The organism is Nocardia sp. NPDC050799 (genome assembly GCF_040654015.1).
In the GTDB taxonomy this organism is placed as follows: Bacteria; Actinomycetota; Actinomycetes; order Mycobacteriales; family Mycobacteriaceae; genus Nocardia.
Window position 1 is genome coordinate 23,429 of the sequence record NZ_JBFAHF010000040.1, and the last position, 19,366, is coordinate 42,794.

12 protein-coding genes are annotated in these 19,366 nt (G+C 62.7%); 8 read left to right on the forward strand and 4 right to left on the reverse strand.

All coding sequences use genetic code 11. The features are described 5' to 3' along the window. Positions 1–5 precede the first annotated feature (5 nt). From AB0H42_RS30190 to AB0H42_RS30200, 3 genes are read right to left on the reverse strand one after another with little or no spacing between them, the layout of a single operon-like run. The gene (locus tag AB0H42_RS30190) at positions 6–887 is read right to left on the reverse strand and encodes a phospholipase D family protein (protein WP_357062296.1); all 882 of its coding nucleotides are present in this window, start codon (positions 885–887) and stop codon (positions 6–8) included. Continuing rightward, the gene (locus tag AB0H42_RS30195) at positions 887–2,758 is read right to left on the reverse strand and encodes an ATP-binding protein (protein WP_357062298.1); all 1,872 of its coding nucleotides are present in this window, start codon (positions 2,756–2,758) and stop codon (positions 887–889) included. The genes AB0H42_RS30190 and AB0H42_RS30195 overlap by 1 nt, the downstream gene beginning before the upstream one ends. Next, positions 2,755–4,380, reverse strand: a complete 1,626-nt coding sequence (locus AB0H42_RS30200; protein ID WP_357062299.1) for a DEAD/DEAH box helicase family protein — start codon at positions 4,378–4,380, stop codon at positions 2,755–2,757. The genes AB0H42_RS30195 and AB0H42_RS30200 overlap by 4 nt, the downstream gene beginning before the upstream one ends. A 427-nt stretch (positions 4,381–4,807) precedes the next feature. On the opposite strand from AB0H42_RS30200, the gene AB0H42_RS30205 reads away from it, so the two are divergent. The 4 genes from AB0H42_RS30205 (at position 4,808) to AB0H42_RS30220 (ending at position 11,534) form a co-directional block, all read left to right on the forward strand. Beyond that, positions 4,808–5,965, forward strand: a complete 1,158-nt coding sequence (locus tag AB0H42_RS30205; RefSeq protein WP_357062301.1) for a cysteine desulfurase family protein — start codon at positions 4,808–4,810, stop codon at positions 5,963–5,965. Between the two features lie 75 nt (positions 5,966–6,040). Beyond that, positions 6,041–7,129 carry a DUF4007 family protein gene (locus AB0H42_RS30210; protein WP_357062302.1) on the forward strand — a complete coding sequence of 363 codons (1,089 nt, stop codon included), beginning with the start codon at positions 6,041–6,043 and terminating at the stop codon, positions 7,127–7,129. Continuing rightward, positions 7,126–10,704 (forward strand): hypothetical protein, encoded by a 3,579-nt coding sequence (locus tag AB0H42_RS30215; protein WP_357062303.1) that lies wholly within the window; start codon positions 7,126–7,128, stop codon positions 10,702–10,704. The genes AB0H42_RS30210 and AB0H42_RS30215 overlap by 4 nt, the downstream gene beginning before the upstream one ends. Further along, the gene (locus AB0H42_RS30220; RefSeq protein WP_357062305.1) at positions 10,701–11,534 is read left to right on the forward strand and encodes a phosphoadenosine phosphosulfate reductase family protein; all 834 of its coding nucleotides are present in this window, start codon (positions 10,701–10,703) and stop codon (positions 11,532–11,534) included. The genes AB0H42_RS30215 and AB0H42_RS30220 overlap by 4 nt, the downstream gene beginning before the upstream one ends. Positions 11,535–11,938: 404 nt before the next feature. Here the strand turns inward: AB0H42_RS30220 and AB0H42_RS30225 are convergent, their stop codons facing one another. After that, the gene (locus AB0H42_RS30225) at positions 11,939–14,392 is read right to left on the reverse strand and encodes a DUF262 domain-containing HNH endonuclease family protein (protein WP_357062306.1); all 2,454 of its coding nucleotides are present in this window, start codon (positions 14,390–14,392) and stop codon (positions 11,939–11,941) included. Between the two features lie 736 nt (positions 14,393–15,128). Between AB0H42_RS30225 and AB0H42_RS30230 the strand changes: the two genes are divergently transcribed. The 4 genes from AB0H42_RS30230 to AB0H42_RS30245 all read left to right on the forward strand — a co-directional run bounded on the left by AB0H42_RS30230 (position 15,129) and on the right by AB0H42_RS30245 (position 19,183). Then, positions 15,129–16,325, forward strand: coding sequence for a hypothetical protein (locus AB0H42_RS30230; RefSeq protein ID WP_357062308.1), 1,197 nt, complete (start codon positions 15,129–15,131; stop codon positions 16,323–16,325). Then, positions 16,313–17,053: a class II glutamine amidotransferase gene (locus AB0H42_RS30235; RefSeq protein WP_357062310.1), complete on the forward strand. Its 741-nt coding sequence runs from the start codon at positions 16,313–16,315 to the stop codon at positions 17,051–17,053. The genes AB0H42_RS30230 and AB0H42_RS30235 overlap by 13 nt, the downstream gene beginning before the upstream one ends. Before the next feature lie 172 nt (positions 17,054–17,225). Then, positions 17,226–18,440 carry a hypothetical protein gene (locus tag AB0H42_RS30240; RefSeq protein WP_357062312.1) on the forward strand — a complete coding sequence of 405 codons (1,215 nt, stop codon included), beginning with the start codon at positions 17,226–17,228 and terminating at the stop codon, positions 18,438–18,440. After that, positions 18,428–19,183 (forward strand): hypothetical protein, encoded by a 756-nt coding sequence (locus tag AB0H42_RS30245; RefSeq protein ID WP_357062314.1) that lies wholly within the window; start codon positions 18,428–18,430, stop codon positions 19,181–19,183. The genes AB0H42_RS30240 and AB0H42_RS30245 overlap by 13 nt, the downstream gene beginning before the upstream one ends. Positions 19,184–19,366 lie beyond the last annotated feature (183 nt).

Below are 19,366 nucleotides of genomic sequence, written 5' to 3' on the forward strand. Positions count from 1 at the left end.
GTACTTCAGGTCAGTTCTTGTCCTGGCCGGATCTCCCATGTTCCGACATCTGTGTAGAAGCGACCGAACTGTCGCAACCATGCAGCGATCGTCTCGGTTGCCCTCCTGGCGAGTTCGTCGGTCATGCCGGTGCTTTGCTGGAGTGCGGTTTGCAGCTCCACGTTGGTGAGGGTCCCTCCATTTGCCAGAGGCTTCAGGAGGGGAATGGCGTGCAGCCGAGCCTCGATCCAGGCGGAAAACTCGGGTTCGGGTAGCCCGGGCGGGACCCCGAGGAACGCCAGGTCTCGGAGAATGGCCGCTTCGACCGATCGGCTGTATTGTGCCCGCCCGCAGTAGTATCCGTAGACGGCTTCCGGGCGCCGTGTTACCGGGTACCACTCCTGTCGTGGGGAGTGTTCTGGCTCGGCTTTCAGTAGATCAGCTTGCTTTCGAGCCAGTTCCGCCATGTGCGGTGATGCTTGGATCGCTTGCATCTGGATGTCGGTGAGCGCCCGGCTGACCTCGGCGTGGTCTGCGGGGATCTCGACCAGGATCTCAATATTGGAATATGGCGCCAGCCCTGTCGCCTTGCCGGTCAGGTTCGCCGACCCGAGTAAGCACAGATTATCGGCGAGATAGAGCTTCGCGTGTAGACGCGGGCACAACGCGATATGTAGGCGTTCGTCCTCGGCCGCGAGTTCGATGATCTCGGGGTCGGAGACTCCGGCCGCGATCTCTTCGGGGATCCAGCGGGTCACACATGTGATGTTCTCGACGGCGCCGGGGACGATGGCGAGCGTGGCGGCCAGGACCTCTTTTTTGATGAACGGTGCCACCAGAGTGACCTGCTCGTGGGCTCCTGCCACGAGTTCTGAGACCTGCCGCCAGATATGGGCGGAGTCGGTCACTAGTCGGTCCCTCCGTCTACGAAGTCGCGGGCATATCGGCCCCACTCTCGTCGGGCGTCGGCGATCCGTTCGCGGTCTTTGTCCGGGTAGGTTTCGTCCTCCATGCGGGCCCAAGAGAAGAGCAGGAGCTTGAAGGTTTCGGCTGCTTGTTTGAGCCGGTCACGCAGATCGTCCGCGTCGGCATCCTGGGGTACTTCCTCGAGGACCGCCATCAGCTGGTTGTGGACCGGGTGCCTTTTGTTGAAGATCACCTGGAGCATCCCGGCCATCAGGTCGATGCTGAAGAACGCGGAGGTGTCCTGGAAACCGGAGATCCATCGGACCCGCCAGTCCTGTTCGAGGGCCTCCTCGACCATGGACTTGGCGGTGTCTTCGTCGACATGGTGCGACTTGGTGAGGGACTCGACCTGTTCGTGCCGCTTGCTCTCTTCGGTAGCGTCTTTGTCCAGGTCATCGGTCTTGCCGGTGTAGCCCTCCGCTCCACGGCGTTTGACGGTGTCGGTTGCCCTGGATGCGACGTCGTCGCTGTAGCGCTTGTTACCCTTGCGGTTACCGACCGTTTGCTGCTTCAGCTTGCTGCGCATGCTCTTGAGCAGCTTGTTCTCCAGGTGTTCAACCAGGTCGATCAGCGGAAGCCTGGGGTCTCCGAGCTCTTCGAGTCGCTGCTTGAACTCTTTCATGCTTTCGCCCGCTTCAGCGTGGGCTCGCCAATCGAAGTGCGCCAGCGACGAGAACACCGTGGCGCTCTGCTTGTTGTTCGTCACCCCGAAGACCGAGTCGAGCTCCTGTGGGAACTCGACCTCGATGCCCCACCACCGCTCCGTGGGGTCGTATCCGATCGCCCATGACGTGTCGAGCTCGAGCTCTCGTCCCTGACGGACCAGCGAGATACCGATATTGCGGCCGGCGTGCTTACCCCACGGCAGCCGGCCAGCGTCGGCAGTAGGACTCATTCCGGCGGGCCATGGGTGCCCGTCCACGTCGCCGCGACGAGCCTCGGGCCGGGCAATCGATGCTCGAACCGTGATGGTGTACTTCTTGCCGTTGTGGGTTACCGGGATGTTTTCCACACCTGGCTCGGCTTCGTTGCCCATGAAGTGCGGCATGAACATCGGTTTGCCCGAAAACGGCTCTGGGACAGATTGGGAAGCCATCAGGTAGAGCGGGTCATTGGGTTCTACCCGCTTGAGAGCGCTGTCGACAACCTCCCCGTCGCGGACCGGTGCCAGCCGGATTTCGACACGGCCGTCATTAATGTAGTGCCGGTATATCCGGCCGATCAGGTCCGCGGTGTTCCGCAGGGTAGCTGCGGCGCCGTACCAGTTGACCCTGTCCAGTTCAGACCAGACGACAAGGGTGCCCGTGGGGCCGAGTCCTTCGCTCAGGTCTTGCCAATAGGCCGGCAGCGGCTGGTGTGTGGGCTCAGGGACATCGTCAGCCTGGCCTTTTTCTATCTGTTCGAGGCTGAGGTAGGTGTGCATGGCATTGGCTGACCCATTGGTCCAGGACCACACATCGAGTCGCGTGCACTGTGACATACTCGAGTTGGGCAAGCCCATGCCGAAGCGGCCAATGCGCGTGGGATCGGCGCCGCGCCCGTCACCGTACTTGAGCGCACGACGCAGCGTTGGGGGATCCATGCCCTCGCCGTTGTCGAGGACCGCGATCTTCTCGACGCGGTAGCTGGTGCGCGATCCGGCCTTCACGGGCGCTTCGCAGGCGAAGACCTCCACGAGTTCAGCCTGCGCATCGATGCTGTTGTCGATTAGTTCCGCGAGGGCATAGGCGGTGTTCTTGTAGCCGCTGTCTCGCATGGCTTTGACGGTCAGCGTGGGGCTGACGATCCGATAGTTGCCGTCTTCGCTGGTCACGCTGTCTCCCATACGTCTTCCCAGTTGGTGAATGCTTCTGCCACGTCGCCGAATCCGGGCAGTTCCGGGTTGACGACGGTAACGATTTCGCAGGTGGCGGTGCCGCCGGCCTTCGGTCCACGGATCACCCGGCCGACCATCTGGCTGTAGAGAACCAGGGATTTGGTGGGCCGGGCTATCACGGCCGCGCTCGCTGCCGGCGCGTCGAATCCGGTGGTCAGGACACCGAAGTTGCACAGGACCATGGGGCGCCGACCGGCCCCTTTGAAACGAGAAATGACCTGACCCCGGTGCCGCGGGGAGGATTCACCCGTGACGAATTCTGCATCGACCCCGGCAGCAGACAGCACGGCTGCAATCAGGCGGCAATGCTCCACCGATGCCGCGAATACCAGAATCCGATTGTGCTGCTGAAGCAGGTCGGTGATCGTCTCGATAATCTTGAGGTTCCACTGCTCATCCTGGGCGAGCTCGGCCAGCATCGCATGCGAGATGTCGAATGACTTCGCCAGGAGTTGCTGCTCGCGGACGGACAGGTGCATCCCTGCCTCGGCGGCCACGGTACGCATCTCTGGTTTCGCTAGGTAGCCCTGTTCGATGAGAGCCGTGACCGGGTTGGTATAGCCCTCGATCTCTAGCATGACTTTCTGCCGGGAAAAGTACTCGGAGAGTTCTTCGTCTTTGGATATATCGGCCCATGTCCGCCCGGGAGTGGCAGTCAATCCGAGAAGCCCGGCGTCATAGCGGATCGTCAGGTCATCGACGACGGCTTGGTAGGTCGGCGCGATGATCTGATGCGCCTCATCGAACACCGTCAGCGTGCTGCGGGCCGCCAGGGTGGTCAGGAATTGTGGGTCGGTCTTCGCGGCGGACGCGGCCTTTTCCAGGCCCAGGACAACCAGGCCGTCGGTGAGGTCGTCCAGGGCGGCCGGGGTGTTGCCCCACAGTCGGACTGCGGACAGTGGTCGATCGCCGAGATTCGCCCAGGCCCTGTCGAACTCGGCGGCAGCCTGCTCCAGGAGTTCACGCCCGTGGGCCAGCCACACCACCACGGTCGGTTCGTTTTGCCGCAGATGGTCACAGATCAGGCTCATGCCCGTTCTGGTCTTGCCGACGCCGGTCGGCAGGTGTAATACGACCCGCCTTGGGCTGTCGTAGAGAAGCTCCTTCACCCGAGCCGCGGCGCGCCGCTGATGCGGGAACAGGGCATAGTCCGGATCGGTTTGCACGCTGTACGCCGGAGGAAGGGAGGGCGCACGGTCGACCGTCAATCCCAGGAACTCGAGGAGCTCGCGCCGCTGTTCCGCTGTCCAGTCGAGGTCACGCAGGCAATCCAGCGGTTGCCGACCGTCGACGAGCGCACCGAGCCTCTGCACCAGTTCGACCTGTTTCGGCTCGGGAAACATCGCGAGCAGCGTGCTGCGCTCGACGTCGTCGGCCACCAACCGCTCAACGTCGATATTGACCGAGGCGACCGCGCGGAGTCGATCACTGTCGGCCGCACCGCCGTTGAGCAGATCGAGAAGGGCACACAGCCGATCCCCGAGGCGCTCCCGGATATAGGGCATCGGCGCTGCCGCGATGAGTTCCTTGAAGGAGATACCCGGTGACCATGTCGTCACTGCCCCTCCCATCCCCTCCGCGAACGGCAGTGCACGCACACACCATTCGACGCGATCGCCGTCATCGGTCTCCCACCTCGTAGTCGGGCGCGCCGGACACACCATCCCTATGTTCCGATCCGCCACGCCTCAGCGCACATGTGATCCTAGTGACGCTCACCGACAGCCAGGGTAGCTCAAGCGAATAAACCTGGCAGAGAGTGGCTTTCGACCCACCAGGCTCGCTTCGGGACCGTCCAAGGCGACCCATACGGGCGGACTCCGGCCCGCGGGGTCGGGGGCCGGGCATCTTGATGCGCCGACCCGCCCGTAGGGGCTCGCTCTCCGGCTAGTATCCCCATATGCTCCTGGTGGAACCCCGACAGTGGGGAGAGGCTTCCACCAGGAGTAGATTGATGTGCATAACGACCGGGAAGGGGTAGCCACAATGGGCGGACCAATCGAGGCAGGCGAGTCCTACCTCGACTACAATGCCACCGCGCCGCTCCGCCCCGAGGCACTCGCCGCGTCTGTCGACGCGATGCAAACGGTCGGGAACGCCTCTAGCCTGCACGGCGCGGGACGTCGCGCTGCAGAGAAGGTTAACAGGGCCCGTCGGCAAGTAGCAGGGCTCCTCAATTGTTCACCCGGCGAAGTCATCTTCACCTCTGGAGCCACCGAAGCGAACAACCTGGCCCTCCAGATCTCCTACACCGCCGGAACACCACTGGTGACAAGCCCCGTGGAGCACCCGGCCGTGCTCGAGACAGCACGGGCTCTGACCAGCGACCATCCCGAGGACCTCGTGCTACTGCCGGTCGCCGGGGACGGCCTGGTGGATCTCAGCGCTCTCGATCAGGTCTTTGCCGCAGGCTCCGGCGGCACGGTGTCGCTGATGGCCGCGAACAACGAGACCGGCGTTCTCACCGATATCCGGATCGCCGCCAAGTCGGCCCACGAGGCCGACGCCATCATTCATACCGACGCCACGCAGGTCGTCGGGCGACTCCCCGTCGATGTCGCCGAACTCGATGTGGACTTCTTGTCGCTGTCGGCTCACAAATTCGGTGGCCCGCAAGGCGTCGGCGCCCTCTACGCCCGCCGCGGAGCCGCCGTGCCGTACCGTCCCCTGTTTCACGGCGGAGGGCAAGAGCGGGGCTGGCGAGCCGGCACTCTCAATGTTGCCGGGATTGCGGGACTGGGCGCTGCCGCCGAGGCAGCGCGCACCAGCATGGAAGAAGAGGCAGCGCGGACTGCCGTGCTGCGAGACCGACTCGAAAGCCAACTGATCCATAACGTGCCCGGGTGCCGTATCAACGGCAGACTCGATCAACGCCTGCCTGGAGTGACAAGCATCACCTTCCCCGGGGTCCCCGCTGACGCTGTTTTGGCCGCTATGCCCAATGTCGCCGCATCGGACGGTAGCGCCTGCTCCTCCGGGGCCCCCACTCCCAGCCATGTCCTCCTCGCAATGGGACTGTCCCGAGAAGACGCTGATTGCACTATCCGTTTCTCGCTGGGGCACGCCACCACCAACTCTGAGATCGAGCATGCAGCACAGGCCGTCGTGCGGGCCGTCGCGCATGTCCGTTCGGCTATGACGTAACCCGAACCTTTTCGGTCGGACCATGCCACGGCCGCGCCATGCCAAAGCAAACCATTGGACTACAGAGAGGTTCGGATGTCGGACGGTCGACTCGCGGACGCTGCCCATTTCGCCTTCGCGCGCCATGAAACCTTCGCGCCGCGCTTCGGCTGGTTACACAAGTCGTACGTGCAGGTCAGAGACGACCCGAGTGCGTTCCTCGCCGACGATGCGCCCGTGTTGTTCGGCGTGGGCAAGAACATGGTCTACGCGATGCGGTACTGGTCGCGCGCGTTCAAGCTGACACGGGAGCACTACCCCGCCCCCGGCGCCCGGTCGAAGTTCGCCTACCCGACGTGGGAGGCGCGCTGGCTCCTCGACGAGGACGGCGCCGACCCGTATCTGGAGGAGCACGGCAGCCTGTGGCTGCTGCACTGGTGGCTGGTGTCCTCTCGCCCCGGGGCCAAAAGTCACGCACCTACCTGGTACACCGCCTTCCACCTCGCTCCATTCTCCCGATTCACGGTGGCAGACCTGACCCAGGTCGTGGTCCGGCATGTCAACTTCTCCTACAAGGAGAGCCCTGTCGAAGCTTCGATCGTCCGTGACATCGACTGCCTGACCAAGATGTACGCCCGCACCGCCCCGGAGAAAGCCGGATCCCCCGGCAACTACGAGGACCTACTCGCCTGCCCCTTCCGGGACCTCGACCTCCTCACGTTCGTCGGGACACGCGGGAAACCCGAATGGCAGTTCACCAGTGGGCACCGCACCACCCTGCCTGCACCAGTCCTGGCCTACGCCTGCCTCGACTACGCGGCCACGTTCACACGTCAGGCCAATTCGATCTCTGTTGCCCGCCTCGCGAACGAACCCGGTTCACCGGGGCGCGCATTCCGGGTCCGTGAGAACGAAATCGTCAATGCCCTGAAGAAGGTCACCGCAACCCATGCGCAGCTCAACCTGACCGAGACGGTCGGCCAACGCAGCCTCACATTCGCCGCTGACCCGCTCGACTTGGCATGGGAAGTCTTGGACGAACAGTACGGCGGAGTCACCCGCCGCCCCGGATTTCCCAGCCGTGACGAATGGACCGCACGATTCCCCCAGCTGACCGAAGCCGAGCACAGGGAACACGCCACCACGTCCGACAACACCGAGTCGCTCTTCGAGGAGACCGCGTGACCACCGCATCGCCCACGCGCCCCCGCACCAGCGTGACCAGTCCTACGCCACGCTTCCCCGCCGGTATCGAACTCGTCGGCTCGCACATGCGCTCGACCAACCTGGAACGCGACGTCCGCGACTCCCTGCACGACCCCTACGTCGGCGCCCGAGCCGTCGACGTCATCGAACGCGTCGCCAGTGCGATCGCGGACAATCGACGCACCAGGGCATGGTCGTTCACCGGACCGTACGGGTCCGGAAAGTCCACCCTCTCCAACTTCATCGACGCGCTACTGGGACAAGACCTCAAGCGACGCAAGGAAGCCGAACGCATCCTCAACGAGGCCAGCCCCGCACTCGCGCAACGTCTCGGCATGGCGCGCGACGCCGCCACAGCAGAAGGATTCCTCGGCGGTGTAGCCACCGCACGCCGCGAACCTCTGGTCGCGACACTCGGTCGCGCCCTGCATACCGCCGCGGAGCGGCGCTGGGGCAAGCGCATTCCCAAACCGGTCGGCGCTGCGCTCGACGGATGCGCCGACCCGGATACCGCGGGCGCCAAGGAAATCCTCGAGGCGGTCACCGTCCTGACCGCCGACGGACAACCCCTTCTTCTCGTCATCGACGAGTTCGGCAAGACCCTCGAACATCTCGCCGGACACAACGAGTTCAGCGGCGCACAGCACGATCTGTTCCTGCTACAAGAACTCGCCGAGAAGGCCGCCGGCACCAAAGGGCTGCCCGTCTATCTGATGACCTTGCAGCACCTGTCGTTCATGGACTATGCCTCACGGTCGAGCGAACTCAAGACCCGGGAATGGGCCAAGATCCAGGGCCGCTTCGAAGACATCACTTTCGTCCCACACCACGGGGACTCCCTAGAGCTCCTGCGCCGAGCCCTCGATCATTCGAACGTGAGCCGCTCCGGACATGCCTTGATCGCCAAGACGGCGCAGGCATCCGCAGACATCTGGACTCAGCACGGCCTCGGGGTCCTCGCCGACCTCGCGCCCGAGCATTTCGCGGACCTCTACCCGCTGCACCCCCTCACCGCCCTGGCCGCGCCGATCCTCGCCGCACAGATCGGGCAGCACGACCGCAGCCTCACCGGATTCCTCAACAGTGGCGAACCCAACACCGTCCGATACACGCTGGCCCGTCACTCCAAGCAGAAACCCGACACCGCCAGCACGGTACAGCTGCCGCAGCTCTACGACTACTTCCTGAACTCCGGTCGCACGACACTGCTCGCCTCGGTCAACGCAACCCGGTGGATCGAAGTCGATATGCGCATCCGCGAAGCGAACGGCCTTCCGGACGCCGACCAGGACATCGTCAAAACCGTCGGAGTCCTCAACCTCATCGACTCCGACGGCGTCCTCAGCGCCACGGCCCCGATGATCCACTTCGCCCTCCACAACCCGACCGAGGTGGACGACCCCGACGCCTTCCTCGCCCTCCAAGAACGACTCACCGACCTCGTCAAGCGAGGCCTACTCGTTCATCGCGAATTCAGCGGCGAGTACCGCGTATGGCAGGGCACCGATGTCGATATCGACGGCCGACTCAAAGAGATCACCGCCCACCTCGACGAGGTATCGGTAATTCGCCGCCTCGGCGACTTCGTCCCACAGGCCTTCGTCGCAGGACGCCACAGCCAGGTCACCGGGATGATGCGCGTGTTCTATTCCGCAGTCAGCGGACCGGAAACCAACCGCATCGCCGCTCCCGACAACCTGAAAGAGCCCGCCGACGGTCTCCTCATCTTCCACCTCGGTACCGACGCCGACCGACCGAACGTCGACTCATCCCTGCCGATACTCGTCGGTACGACCCCCGACCCGAAATTAGTAGTCGCAACAGCGAAATACCTGGTCGCACTGAAAGAACTCAGCAACGAGCACGACCTCGACCATGTTGCCCGGCGCGAGATCACCGAACGAATCGTGCAGGCCGAAGCCGAACTGCTCGAGCTGGTCCAAGAAGCCTTCTATCCGCCTTCCTCCCAGGCATCATGGTGTTTGTGGCACAGCGGAATCGCCCCCGCCGAAGAACCTGACGCCTCAAATCTCCAAGCGCGCAGCCTCAACGGGCTGGTCTCCTTGGCCTGCGAGGCGGTATATCCGCATACGCCGCACATCCGCAACGAGATGCTCGGCCGTCATTCTCTGACCAGTCAAGCAACCCAGGCCCGCGGCGTACTGCTGGGGGCCATGCTCTCTGCGTCCGCGCAGAAGAATCTCGGCTTCAACGACGGATACCGTGCCGAACGCGCCATGTACAGCGGTGTACTCGCATACCTCGGCCTGCATCGAGAAAACGGAGTAACGCAGGCCGAAACCCAGCACGACAGTCTTCTCCCCTACGGTTTCTCGCCCCCGGGCCCCGGCCACGAACATGCCCAGCCGGCTTGGAATGCTTTGAACGAGACTCTGACGGCAGCCACCAAGCAAACCAGCCTCGAGCAGGTCATCCGCGTATTGATGAGTCCGCCCTTCGGACTGAAAGCTGGCGTCGTTCCAGTCTTTCTGATCCCGGCCTTGATCATTCGCCAGCACGATGTCGCCCTGTTCGAGGAGGGCACTTACCTTCCGAGACTTGCTCCTGAGGTGGTTGAACGTCTCGTCAAAGCCCCGGCGCGCTTCTCGATCAAGTGCACCCCGGCCGGAAAGGGGCAGCGTGGCAGCGTCCTCAAGAAGCTGATGGTCTCACTCGGCGTGGAGCCGGCGCGTTCCAAGGCCGTACGCAACCCCGACATCCTTCCCGTGGCCCGTGCTTTGATCGCCCGAGTAGCCGGCCTCAACAAGTACGGCCGGACAACCAAGAACATCTCGGCAGACGCTCAAGCTGTGCGTGCGACCATCACCAAGGCACTCGATCCCGACGACCTGATCTTCAACGCCTTGCCCAGGACGTTAGGGCTGCCCGAAATCGCCACTGACGCGCGGGTAGACACAGAAGCTACGAAAACGTATGTGGACCGGCTCACGGCAGCCGCCGATGAACTTGTCTCCATCAACACCGAACTGCGCACCGATGTCGTGAGTTCTCTGGCCGAGGAGTTCCGCCTGCCCGCGACGCTGCCGACTCTTCGCTCCGAACTCGCCGCCCGACTCCAGGGATTCAGCGACGCAGCCCTGACATCAGAGCTGCGGGGCTTTGTCGACTTCGCCCTCAGCGAAAGCCTCGAGGACGACGACTGGCTCGATCCGATCGTCGTCCGGTTGACCAACTCCGCTCTCGGCGACTGGGACGACCGCGAAGCCGAGGCCTTCCCGCAGAAGGCACGGGCCATGGCCTCAGCACTCGACCGCGTCGGGCACCTCCACAATGCCGGCCACGAACTGCACGGTCCGGAAGAAAAACTCGACGCGCAATTGTTGACCTTGACCGACAGCAGTGGCGTCGAACAGCGCACCTTGATCTACATACCGGCACAGGTCCGCAACGACGCAGACAATTTGGCCGCTGACGCCGTGAAACAAGCCGAGAAGATGCTCGGTCCAGACGGCGCACGCATCCTGCTCGCCGCCCTGGCGCAGCGCGTTGCCGACGTCACGATCGCCGCAAGCGAACGAAAGGGACGGGAATGACCGACACAGAGAACGCTCAGAAGGTCAGGCACGTACTCGGCATCTCCGGTGGCAAAGACTCCTCGGCACTCGCCGTTTACATGCGCGACCGGATACCCGAGATGGAGTACTTCTTCTGCGACACCGGCGCCGAACTACCCGAAACGTATGAGTACCTCAACCGCCTCGAAGCCGCCCTGGGCAAACCCATCGTGCGCCTCAACGCCGATCGCGACTTCGACCACTGGATGCAGGTCTACCAGGGCACCCTCCCCAGCCCCCAGATGCGCTGGTGCACCAAAAACCTCAAGATCAAACCACTCGAGGAATGGGTCGGCGACGACAGAGTCATCTCCTACGTCGCGATCCGAGCCGATGAGAACCGACTCGGCTACGTCAGCACCAAACCGAACATCGAGGCAGTCTTTCCCTTCCGCGAGGATGACATCGACAAAGACGGCGTCATGCGCATTCTCGACGAGGCCGGCATCGGCCTGCCCGCGTACTACGAATGGCGTACCCGCTCCGGCTGCTACTTCTGCTTCTTCCAGCGCAAACACGAGTGGGTCGGCCTCAAAGAACGGCACCCCGAACTATTCGACCGAGCAGTCGAATACGAAGAAAAGGTCCGCTACCGCCACACTGCCATGAAGGGCCGCAACTACACCTGGTCACAAGGTGAGTCGCTACCGGAACTCATCGACCGCAAAGACGAGATCGAGGCCAAACACCAGGTAGCTCTGGAACGCGCCGCCCGGCGAATCAAACCCAACCGGCCCCTCCTGGAAGTCCTGAACGACGCCCTCGACGAAGACGACGACGAAGCAGGCTGCTCGGTCTGCCATTTGTGACTGGCCGCGAGGGTGCGACGAAGCACTGGAGTAGCCCACGGCAGCCACAGCCACTGATCGCGGGCCGTAACCACACCACGCCGTGAGGCCCGAATGCCACAGAAATTGTTGTCTGCCGTAGGTTGTGGCGCAATGTCGTGTGAGGTCGGCCTCGACTACCCTAGGATCGTTCGGGCGTAGAAACCTGTGTCTGTTATTACGATCACCTGCGGTGGTGGCATGAGCATTCGCGCGCATGCCACCCCCTCCAGTCTTTCCGGGACAACCTTTGCCTACACCAAAGCGTCTCGGGAGGGGTGGCGGAAGCCCTATCCGCAATGACCGGAGAAGCCATCCCTCGTAGCGGGCCAGTCAGCCTCTGGAGAGCGGCAGCATTGCCGGATCGATGTATGCAACCCGGCCTCTCAGATCGCCTCCATATTTTCTCCATTTCCGAAGATGTCAAGGTCTTCATCAGGATCGCCCGCGGAATCAACCTGCCGCTCGGCCGCGCTCCTGGTCACTTCAGGCCACTCCAGACCCAACCAGCCTTTGAGGCGCTGGTATGCAAGCTTTAGAAGTACCTCCCCACGATCTTCCATGAACGCCAGGTCGTAATCCTTGGAACGTTTACCCAAAGCATGTAGATGCGGCAGATAATGAGACATCTGAGCAAGCTCCTCGGTTGTCTGGGCGAAGGAAAGCCCCGAGGAAGTCAGAATGGACTTCGCCTCGTCAGCCGTCGGAGCACCCAGCGCCCCGTACAGGACCTTCTTCTCACTCCATGGCCTTGAGCTTAGCGAGCTGTTCGCATCTCCAGGGGCAAGAACCAGATTGCCCAGTCGATGAACAACCTCTTTCTCACTGTAAAAAGCCGAATCCCACCCACTGGTTTCCTGCTTTGGAGCAATGTGCTCGATGGTGAAATGACCATTGTCCTGCCAGCCATCGTATGTAAAACACGCAGAGACGCCAACCTTTCCCATCTTTATCAAGCCTGGATTGTCCGGATCTTCCGTTGTGTCATGGTAAGCGGCCAGCAACAGAAAACGAGTCAAATGGCGACTTATGGTGTATTGAGGCAGTCCGGCAGCGGCGGTAAGGAAAAGATCAAGGTCAGAAATACCGCCGTGATTACGGTGCTTAAGTCGAGCAACAAGCTCCCCCTTGAGTGCGGCAGCATCAACGGCAGGCGAAGCTTTTGTGCCATCGAGGACCGCCCTCTCTCGAGCGAGGGGACCCATACCCGTCAACGTATCTCCAGTCATTACTGACCGGTATTGACTGTCGATGTTTCCGGTACCACGACGGCTTGCACGCCAGAATACAGTGAATGCCGTGATAGCCTTGATTGCAGCTTCGAAATCTGTAATCAGCTTAGTTCGCTCACTTCCTTCCCCGGCGTGCACTGCCGCAGAGTAGAAACGCACCAACGGCGCCACTGCTATGGTGTGGTTGAGATCGTGCAGAAAAGCCAGACACAACTTGACCGTGTCAGTCATCGCACCGGAATCCAGACCAACAAGTTGACGAGGCCCCGAGGCGGGGTCCCACGTAGACCCCATAAACATGGCAGTATCGCTCAAATGGCGAAGATATGCCAGGCGGTCGCCGTCGTGGTCCTTGTGCCGATCGAAAGTTTCCTTCAGATATATGCGCTGGTCAGCGAGCCTCTTCGAGAGCTTCTTTCCCGTTTCCGCCAATGCGAAGGTAACCAGCAAGTCGCGAGTTGCATTTTGCAATTTATCGCCAGCATCGAAGCGGGTGAGGTATCCTTGCACCGATGCCATGTGCGCATATGCCTCAGACTCCTTATATTCTTGGAGGCGCTCAGCCATTACCACACGCGGCAAAAATGTCTCGAACGCAGTCAGGGGTTCGCCCGTAGTGTTAAGTGACTCAAAAATGGTGAAGGCGTAATCCTCATCCTTGCCTTGCACCACAGTGAGGGCAATCCGGTTCAGAGCATATGCGGCGAACATGACCAGCCTCATAAGTTCCGACTCGCGCCCATCGTCGAGCGCGGCAATGAATTCACAAAGGCGCGGATCTAACTCGTGGTTAAATAGCGCACGCTGGAACTCAATTTTAGAAGCAAGAATATCGAGAGAGGGAAGATTCTCAAGTTCTTCAATTGGCTTAGATTGCGAGAGCTTTATCAGCGCGTTGCGAATCTCCGCAAATCGTTTTATAAGATCAGATTCCCCCTCACCAATATTCGCGCGAGCTTTAGGCTTGAAGTCAGTCGGACGGTCCGTCGGCCCCTCAGCATCCGCATACACCGAGTATCCATAGATCAGATGCGCGATAGGTGATTCGTATTGCTTTAATTTCGCGTCTCTGGCCCACTGATCGACAAAGGCACGAATAAGTCGAGGATAAATGGGTGCGTCACCGAAGTTCTTACGCTCATAGAAAGCCGTGCCGAGGGTTTGAAGGATATTGACAGTTTCGAAATAGAGGTGTGCACGAGGGCCATCCGACATATCTGGAGTCTTGCCCTTAAAGACGTTCCACGAGTGCTGGCGGATCAGATTATGTAGGCTCACCAGTAAGAGAAGAAGACTTGAAAGGCGCTGCTGGCCATCGATAACCGTGAGGACTTTGGAAGGCACCTCTGGCTTAACGATCGGCCGTACAGTCACATGGTTGACGTCGTGAATCGTGATGACGGTGCCGAGAAAGGTGAAGCTGTCCGGAGCCTCTCCGAGGTTTTTCAGGCCATGCAGCGTGTCGTCCAGGAGCTTCTCGACCTTGTCCTTGCCCCAACCGTACGGCCGCTGATACGGCGGAAGGTAGAGGCCGAGGCCGTTGTCGGACAGTAACTCACGAAGACTTCGGCTCTGGGCCTCGAAGATCTCTTTGGCCTGCATAGGCATACGTACGCATCCTTCGTCCGCTCGGCAATATTTTGTTCAGATCAGATGTGGCACATTTTTACACGCCCCGATGCCACTGTCCTCGACTGAACGAGCACCTCAACCATAGCGGCAAGTGGTTCCGTCGCAATGGGATTCGACGAGGACACATCCACATAGGTAAGCGGATCCATGTGACTCCCCCCGCCGGCACAAACGGGCCAGCCGCGGAGGACGTAGCGCCCAAATAGCACTTCGTCAACGCCGCCCACCGCGCGTATCGGTACGCCGAGGACAACGACTGGATCACACTCGCCACCAACCCCGCACACCAGCTCACTCTGCCACCGCAGGATGCGCCCCACCGCTGCAGCCCTATCCGCTACACAGCTCGCCGGGATCTGCGAATCGCGTCTGCCACGGCCGCGACCCCAGACTGAACACGCTCATCATGCGGCTTCACATCGACGCCGTGGGCGTGATCCCTCAACATTTCTTGCTGTCGTCCGCTGACGGCAGTGATCGTGGTCCGCCTTCGATCCAGCGAACGTCGGTTCAGAAGCAGCCCAATTACAGCGATAGGACACGCCCGACTCTGTGAGCAGCGTCGGCAGCGCACCACTGTTGTCCACACATAACCCCCTTGTGGGCAGGCCGTTCGCTGTCCGGCCGGGGCCTGCCTTATCTCCTTGAACGCCAGTGCGGAGCCACGTGCTTCGTCCTGGCGTTTCGTCGTATTCCGGAAGGTGCATCCGTCATGCCCGACACCGTTTTCACGGTTTCCTGCTCGGTCTGCCGTAGCGAGGACCGCCCGGCGATGCGCCAGGTGGGTTCCGACTGCCTCTGCCCGCCCTGTTTCGACCAGCTGAGGTACTGCGCCCGCTGCCAGCAGCCGGCGGTGACCCTCATTCCTGCGGCGGGCGAGGCCCAGGTGTGCCCGACGTGCGTAGCCGGTTCTTGGCCGTGCGTATCGTGCCAGGAAATCACCGGCCCGGGCCTGCACACCGACACCGATGACCCCGTGTGCCACCGATGCGCCTATGGCCTGTTCGACTCCTGCTTCGGCTGCAACCGGTTCAGTGCCTCGAGCCGCTATCTGTCCGGCGGCTACCGTGCTTGCGCCCAGTGCGCGGCGACCCGCTACCGCGAATGCGGTGAGTGCGGGACGTTATTGCGGGAGAACGGGTCCTGTGATCTGTGCGCGCACCCAGGGCGGGTGCGGTCCTACAGCTACAAACCCGACCCACGCTTCCTCGGTGAAGGCCCACTGTATTTGGGGTTGGAGCTTGAGGTCATCGTCCCCGACGACCGCTACAGCGACGCGGTCGCTGCGGCGACTTCGCGACTGGGTCGGCTGGGGTATCTCAAGAAGGACTCCTCGATCCAGCCCACCGGCTTCGAACTCGTCACACATCCGCTCTCCTATCGGTTCGCGATCGAAGACTTCCCCTGGACCCTGCTGGGCGAACTCGACAACCTGGGCTGCACGGTCGACGACACCGTCGGCCTGCATGTGCACGCGAGCCGGGCCGGCTTCGCTTCTCCCGCGCATGTGTATCGCTGGATGAAACTGCTGTACCGCAACGAGGCCGAGGTCGCCGCCCTGGCCCGCCGTCGCTCCCGCTACGCCCCCTTCGATCATGTCGCTCGGGCCCGGGCCCGCGATACCGCCAAGGACCATAAGCATGCGGTCGGGTTGGACAGGTATCAGGCGATCAACCCTCATCCCCGTCACACGCTCGAGTTGCGGGTGTTCGCGAGCTCGCTGGATGTGGGGCAGGTGCAGGCGGCTCTCGCGTTCACCGCGGCCTCCATCGCCTACACCCGACACCTCACCATCGGCGATATCCGATCGGGCGGCTGGGACTGGTCCCCTTTCGCTGAATGGGTCGCCGACCGGTCGGAGTATGCGCCGCTGACGGTGGAGATGGAGGCCCTCGCATGTGCCTGCTGACCTACTACCCCGCCGGCATCACCCCAGACCCGACAGCACTGCACCTCGGAGCGGTGGCCAACCCGCACGGCCACGGGTTCGCCGTGATCGCCGAGCCCGAAGGACGCATCATCGTCGGCCGCGGCATGCGCGCGGAGAAGATGATTGACCGGTTTCTGACCGCCCGCGAGCAATACCCGGATGGTCCGGCGCTGTTCCATTCCCGCTACGCCACCCGCGGCGTGCACAGTGCCGAGAATTGTCACCCATTCCGGCTCGGTCACGACCCCCGCACGGTCCTGGCGCACAACGGGACCATGCCCAAACGAGTATGGCCCCGCGCCTACGACTTGCGCTCCGATACCCGCATCGCGGCAGAAGAGTATCTACCGGCCCACCCGTTCGGGTCGATCGACACCCCCCGCGGTTTCCGCGGGCTGGAGTCATGGCTGGGGCCGAGCAAGCTGGTACTGCTCACCGTCGGCCCCACCTACCAGCGGTCCGCCTATGTGCTCAACGAGCGGGCCGGGGTGTGGGAAGACGGGATCTGGTACTCCAACACCAATTACAAGACCGCCTATCTGACCCGGATGCGGCGGGCGGTCTGCCGCTACTGCCTGTACCTCGACCTCGACCGGGCGGGCCGGTTCTGCACCCGCTGCGGATGGTGCTTCGGCTGCGAAGCCATCTTCCCGCACTGCACCTGTACCCGCCCTCGTAGACGCACAGCAGCCGTGCCGTTGCGCTGACGCCGGCTTCTCGCTTCTCGCTTGCTCGTCCGCGTCGGCCGGCTCGATCCCTCTCGACTCCTGACCACTGCATTTCTCGCCCCGCTGCGCTGCCCTCCCAGGGCCGGTGCGGCGGGGCTTTCTCGTTTTCGCGCTTCTGACCCGATCCCTGTGAAAGGTCGTGATCTCCCCCATGCCCTCTGCCCTGCTCACCGAGGTCGTCTGCGGTGACTGCGCGCACGCCATCCCGCCCGACCAAGACCCGATCCTGGTCGATGGAGAGTCGTTGTGCTCGGACTGCGCCGCGGACGCGGTGTATTGCGACGAGTGCAGTGAACGCACCCGTGACCCGCAGCTGACCGTCGACGACACCGAGTTGTGTGCGGACTGCGTGCGCCACTGGTCGCAGTGCGACGACTGCAACCGGCACGCCCGCCGTATCACCGCGATCATCGACGGCCCGGATGTGTGCGAAGGCTGCGCCGAGGACTACCCAGTCTGCGACGACTGCTCCAGCCGCTGCCACGGCACCGACACGGTCGAAGGCGGCGATGACGTTTGCCATGACTGCCGCCTCGAGGACTACCACGAATGCGAGGACTGCTCCACCCTGATCCGCTGGGACGACGACTACTGCGCCTCATGTGCGCCCGATCACCCCAGCCACGACGGAATCCACGACTACGCCTACAAACCCGAACCGGTCTTCCACGGCCACGGTCCGTTGTTCCTCGGGCTGGAACTGGAGCTGAAAACCCCGAACTACGCGCTCGTCGAGGCCGCCGAGACCGCGCTCTACGAACTCGGGGACCTCGGCTACCTCAAGACCGACTCTTCCATCCACGGTTCCGGATTCGAACTCGTCTGCCACCCCATGGATTACTCCTACGCACGCGGCGAGTTCCCGTGGTCGCTGCTCCCGCGGTTGCGGCTTCTCGGTGCTTTCACCGATGACTCGGTCGGCATCCACGTGCATGTTTCCCGAGCCGGGTTCGATAGCCCGGCCCACATCTATCGGTGGATGAAGTTCGTCTACCGCAACCAGGACGCGGTCACCGTCCTGGCGCGCCGCGACACCTCGCAGTGGGCCGATTTCGGTGCCTATGCCCGGGAACGGATGGCCGGCTACGCCCGCGGTCGACGCAACGGGCTGCGCTACGAGGCGATCAACGTCTGCCCGGACGACACTTTCGAACTGCGCGTGTTCGCCAGTTCCCTGCACCGCCAGCAGGTCCAGGCCGCGCTCGCCTTCGCCGACGCGTCGGTCGAATACACACGCGGTCTCACCGCGGCGCAGATCGCGCGCCGACGGGGCTGGGAATGGTCGGCGTTCACCGCCTGGATCGCTACGCGCCCCCACTACGCCGCCCTCACCTCCGAGCTCGAGGACCTCGCATGTGCATCCTGACCTTCATCAAACCCGGGATCACCCCCGACACCGACCTGCTGATGCGTGGTGCGCTGGTCAACCCCGACGGACACGGCTACGCCGTCCACATCGGCGAGGAGATCGTGACCGGGCACAGCCTCGACGCACCCGAGCTGATCGCCGAATTCGCGAAACTCCGAACCCGCCATCCGGACGGCCCGGCATTGTTTCACTCGCGGTTGGCCACCCACGGCGTCGAAGACCTCAGTAATTGCCACCCGTTCGTTGTGGGTGGTGACGAGCGCACTGTGCTCGCCCACAACGGGATCCTGCCCGACAACGTGCACCCAGCGAAGGGGGACCCCCGCTCGGATACCCGCATCGCCGCCGAGGATTTCCTGCCTCGCCGGCCGTTCGGGTCGCTGGATTCGTGGGCCGGCCGGGACGGTCTGGAGCGGTGGCTGGGCCGGGACAAGCTGGTGCTGCTCACCGTCGACCCCGCCTACAAGCACTCCGCCTACATCTTCAACGAACACCGCGGGCATTGGGTCGCAGGTTCCTGGTACTCCAACGACACCTACCGCTGGCGGCTCTGGCTCGACGAGGCCGGCTGCGAGGCCTGCGGGGAATACGAGCCCGACAAGTTCGGGCCGCATTGCCCCACGTGCGGGCATTGCGAGGAATGCCGTCGCCCGTTCCCCGCGTGTGTGTGCCCTGATCTCGACGGGCTCGAACGCTACGCCGACCTCGAGCTCGATCACTGGCTCTACGACACCACCTGACCTCGTACCCGGTTCCCGAACCCTGTGGCCCGCGTATACGCCATCGATCACGAAGGAAGGGGCAGCCGGTGGACGTTCACCTCGTGCTCGACCTACTCCTCATTTGCGGGCTGTGGCGACTCGACCTGGTCACCACCCGCATCGACTCACACCCCCACCGCCGGCACCCGGACCGGTAAGCGA

Excerpts from the sequence above, each read along its gene's own strand:
- AB0H42_RS30245 (WP_357062314.1), top strand. The coding sequence starts at position 18,428 with ATGTGCATCCTGACCTTCATCAAACCCGGGATCACCCCCGACACCGAC.
- AB0H42_RS30205 (WP_357062301.1), top strand. The coding sequence starts at position 4,808 with ATGGGCGGACCAATCGAGGCAGGCGAGTCCTACCTCGACTACAATGCC.
- AB0H42_RS30225 (WP_357062306.1), bottom strand. The coding sequence starts at position 14,392 with ATGCCTATGCAGGCCAAAGAGATCTTCGAGGCCCAGAGCCGAAGTCTT.
- AB0H42_RS30240 (WP_357062312.1), top strand. The coding sequence starts at position 17,226 with ATGCCCTCTGCCCTGCTCACCGAGGTCGTCTGCGGTGACTGCGCGCAC.
- AB0H42_RS30235 (WP_357062310.1), top strand. The coding sequence starts at position 16,313 with ATGTGCCTGCTGACCTACTACCCCGCCGGCATCACCCCAGACCCGACA.
- AB0H42_RS30210 (WP_357062302.1), top strand. The coding sequence starts at position 6,041 with ATGTCGGACGGTCGACTCGCGGACGCTGCCCATTTCGCCTTCGCGCGC.
- AB0H42_RS30220 (WP_357062305.1), top strand. The coding sequence starts at position 10,701 with ATGACCGACACAGAGAACGCTCAGAAGGTCAGGCACGTACTCGGCATC.
- AB0H42_RS30230 (WP_357062308.1), top strand. The coding sequence starts at position 15,129 with ATGCCCGACACCGTTTTCACGGTTTCCTGCTCGGTCTGCCGTAGCGAG.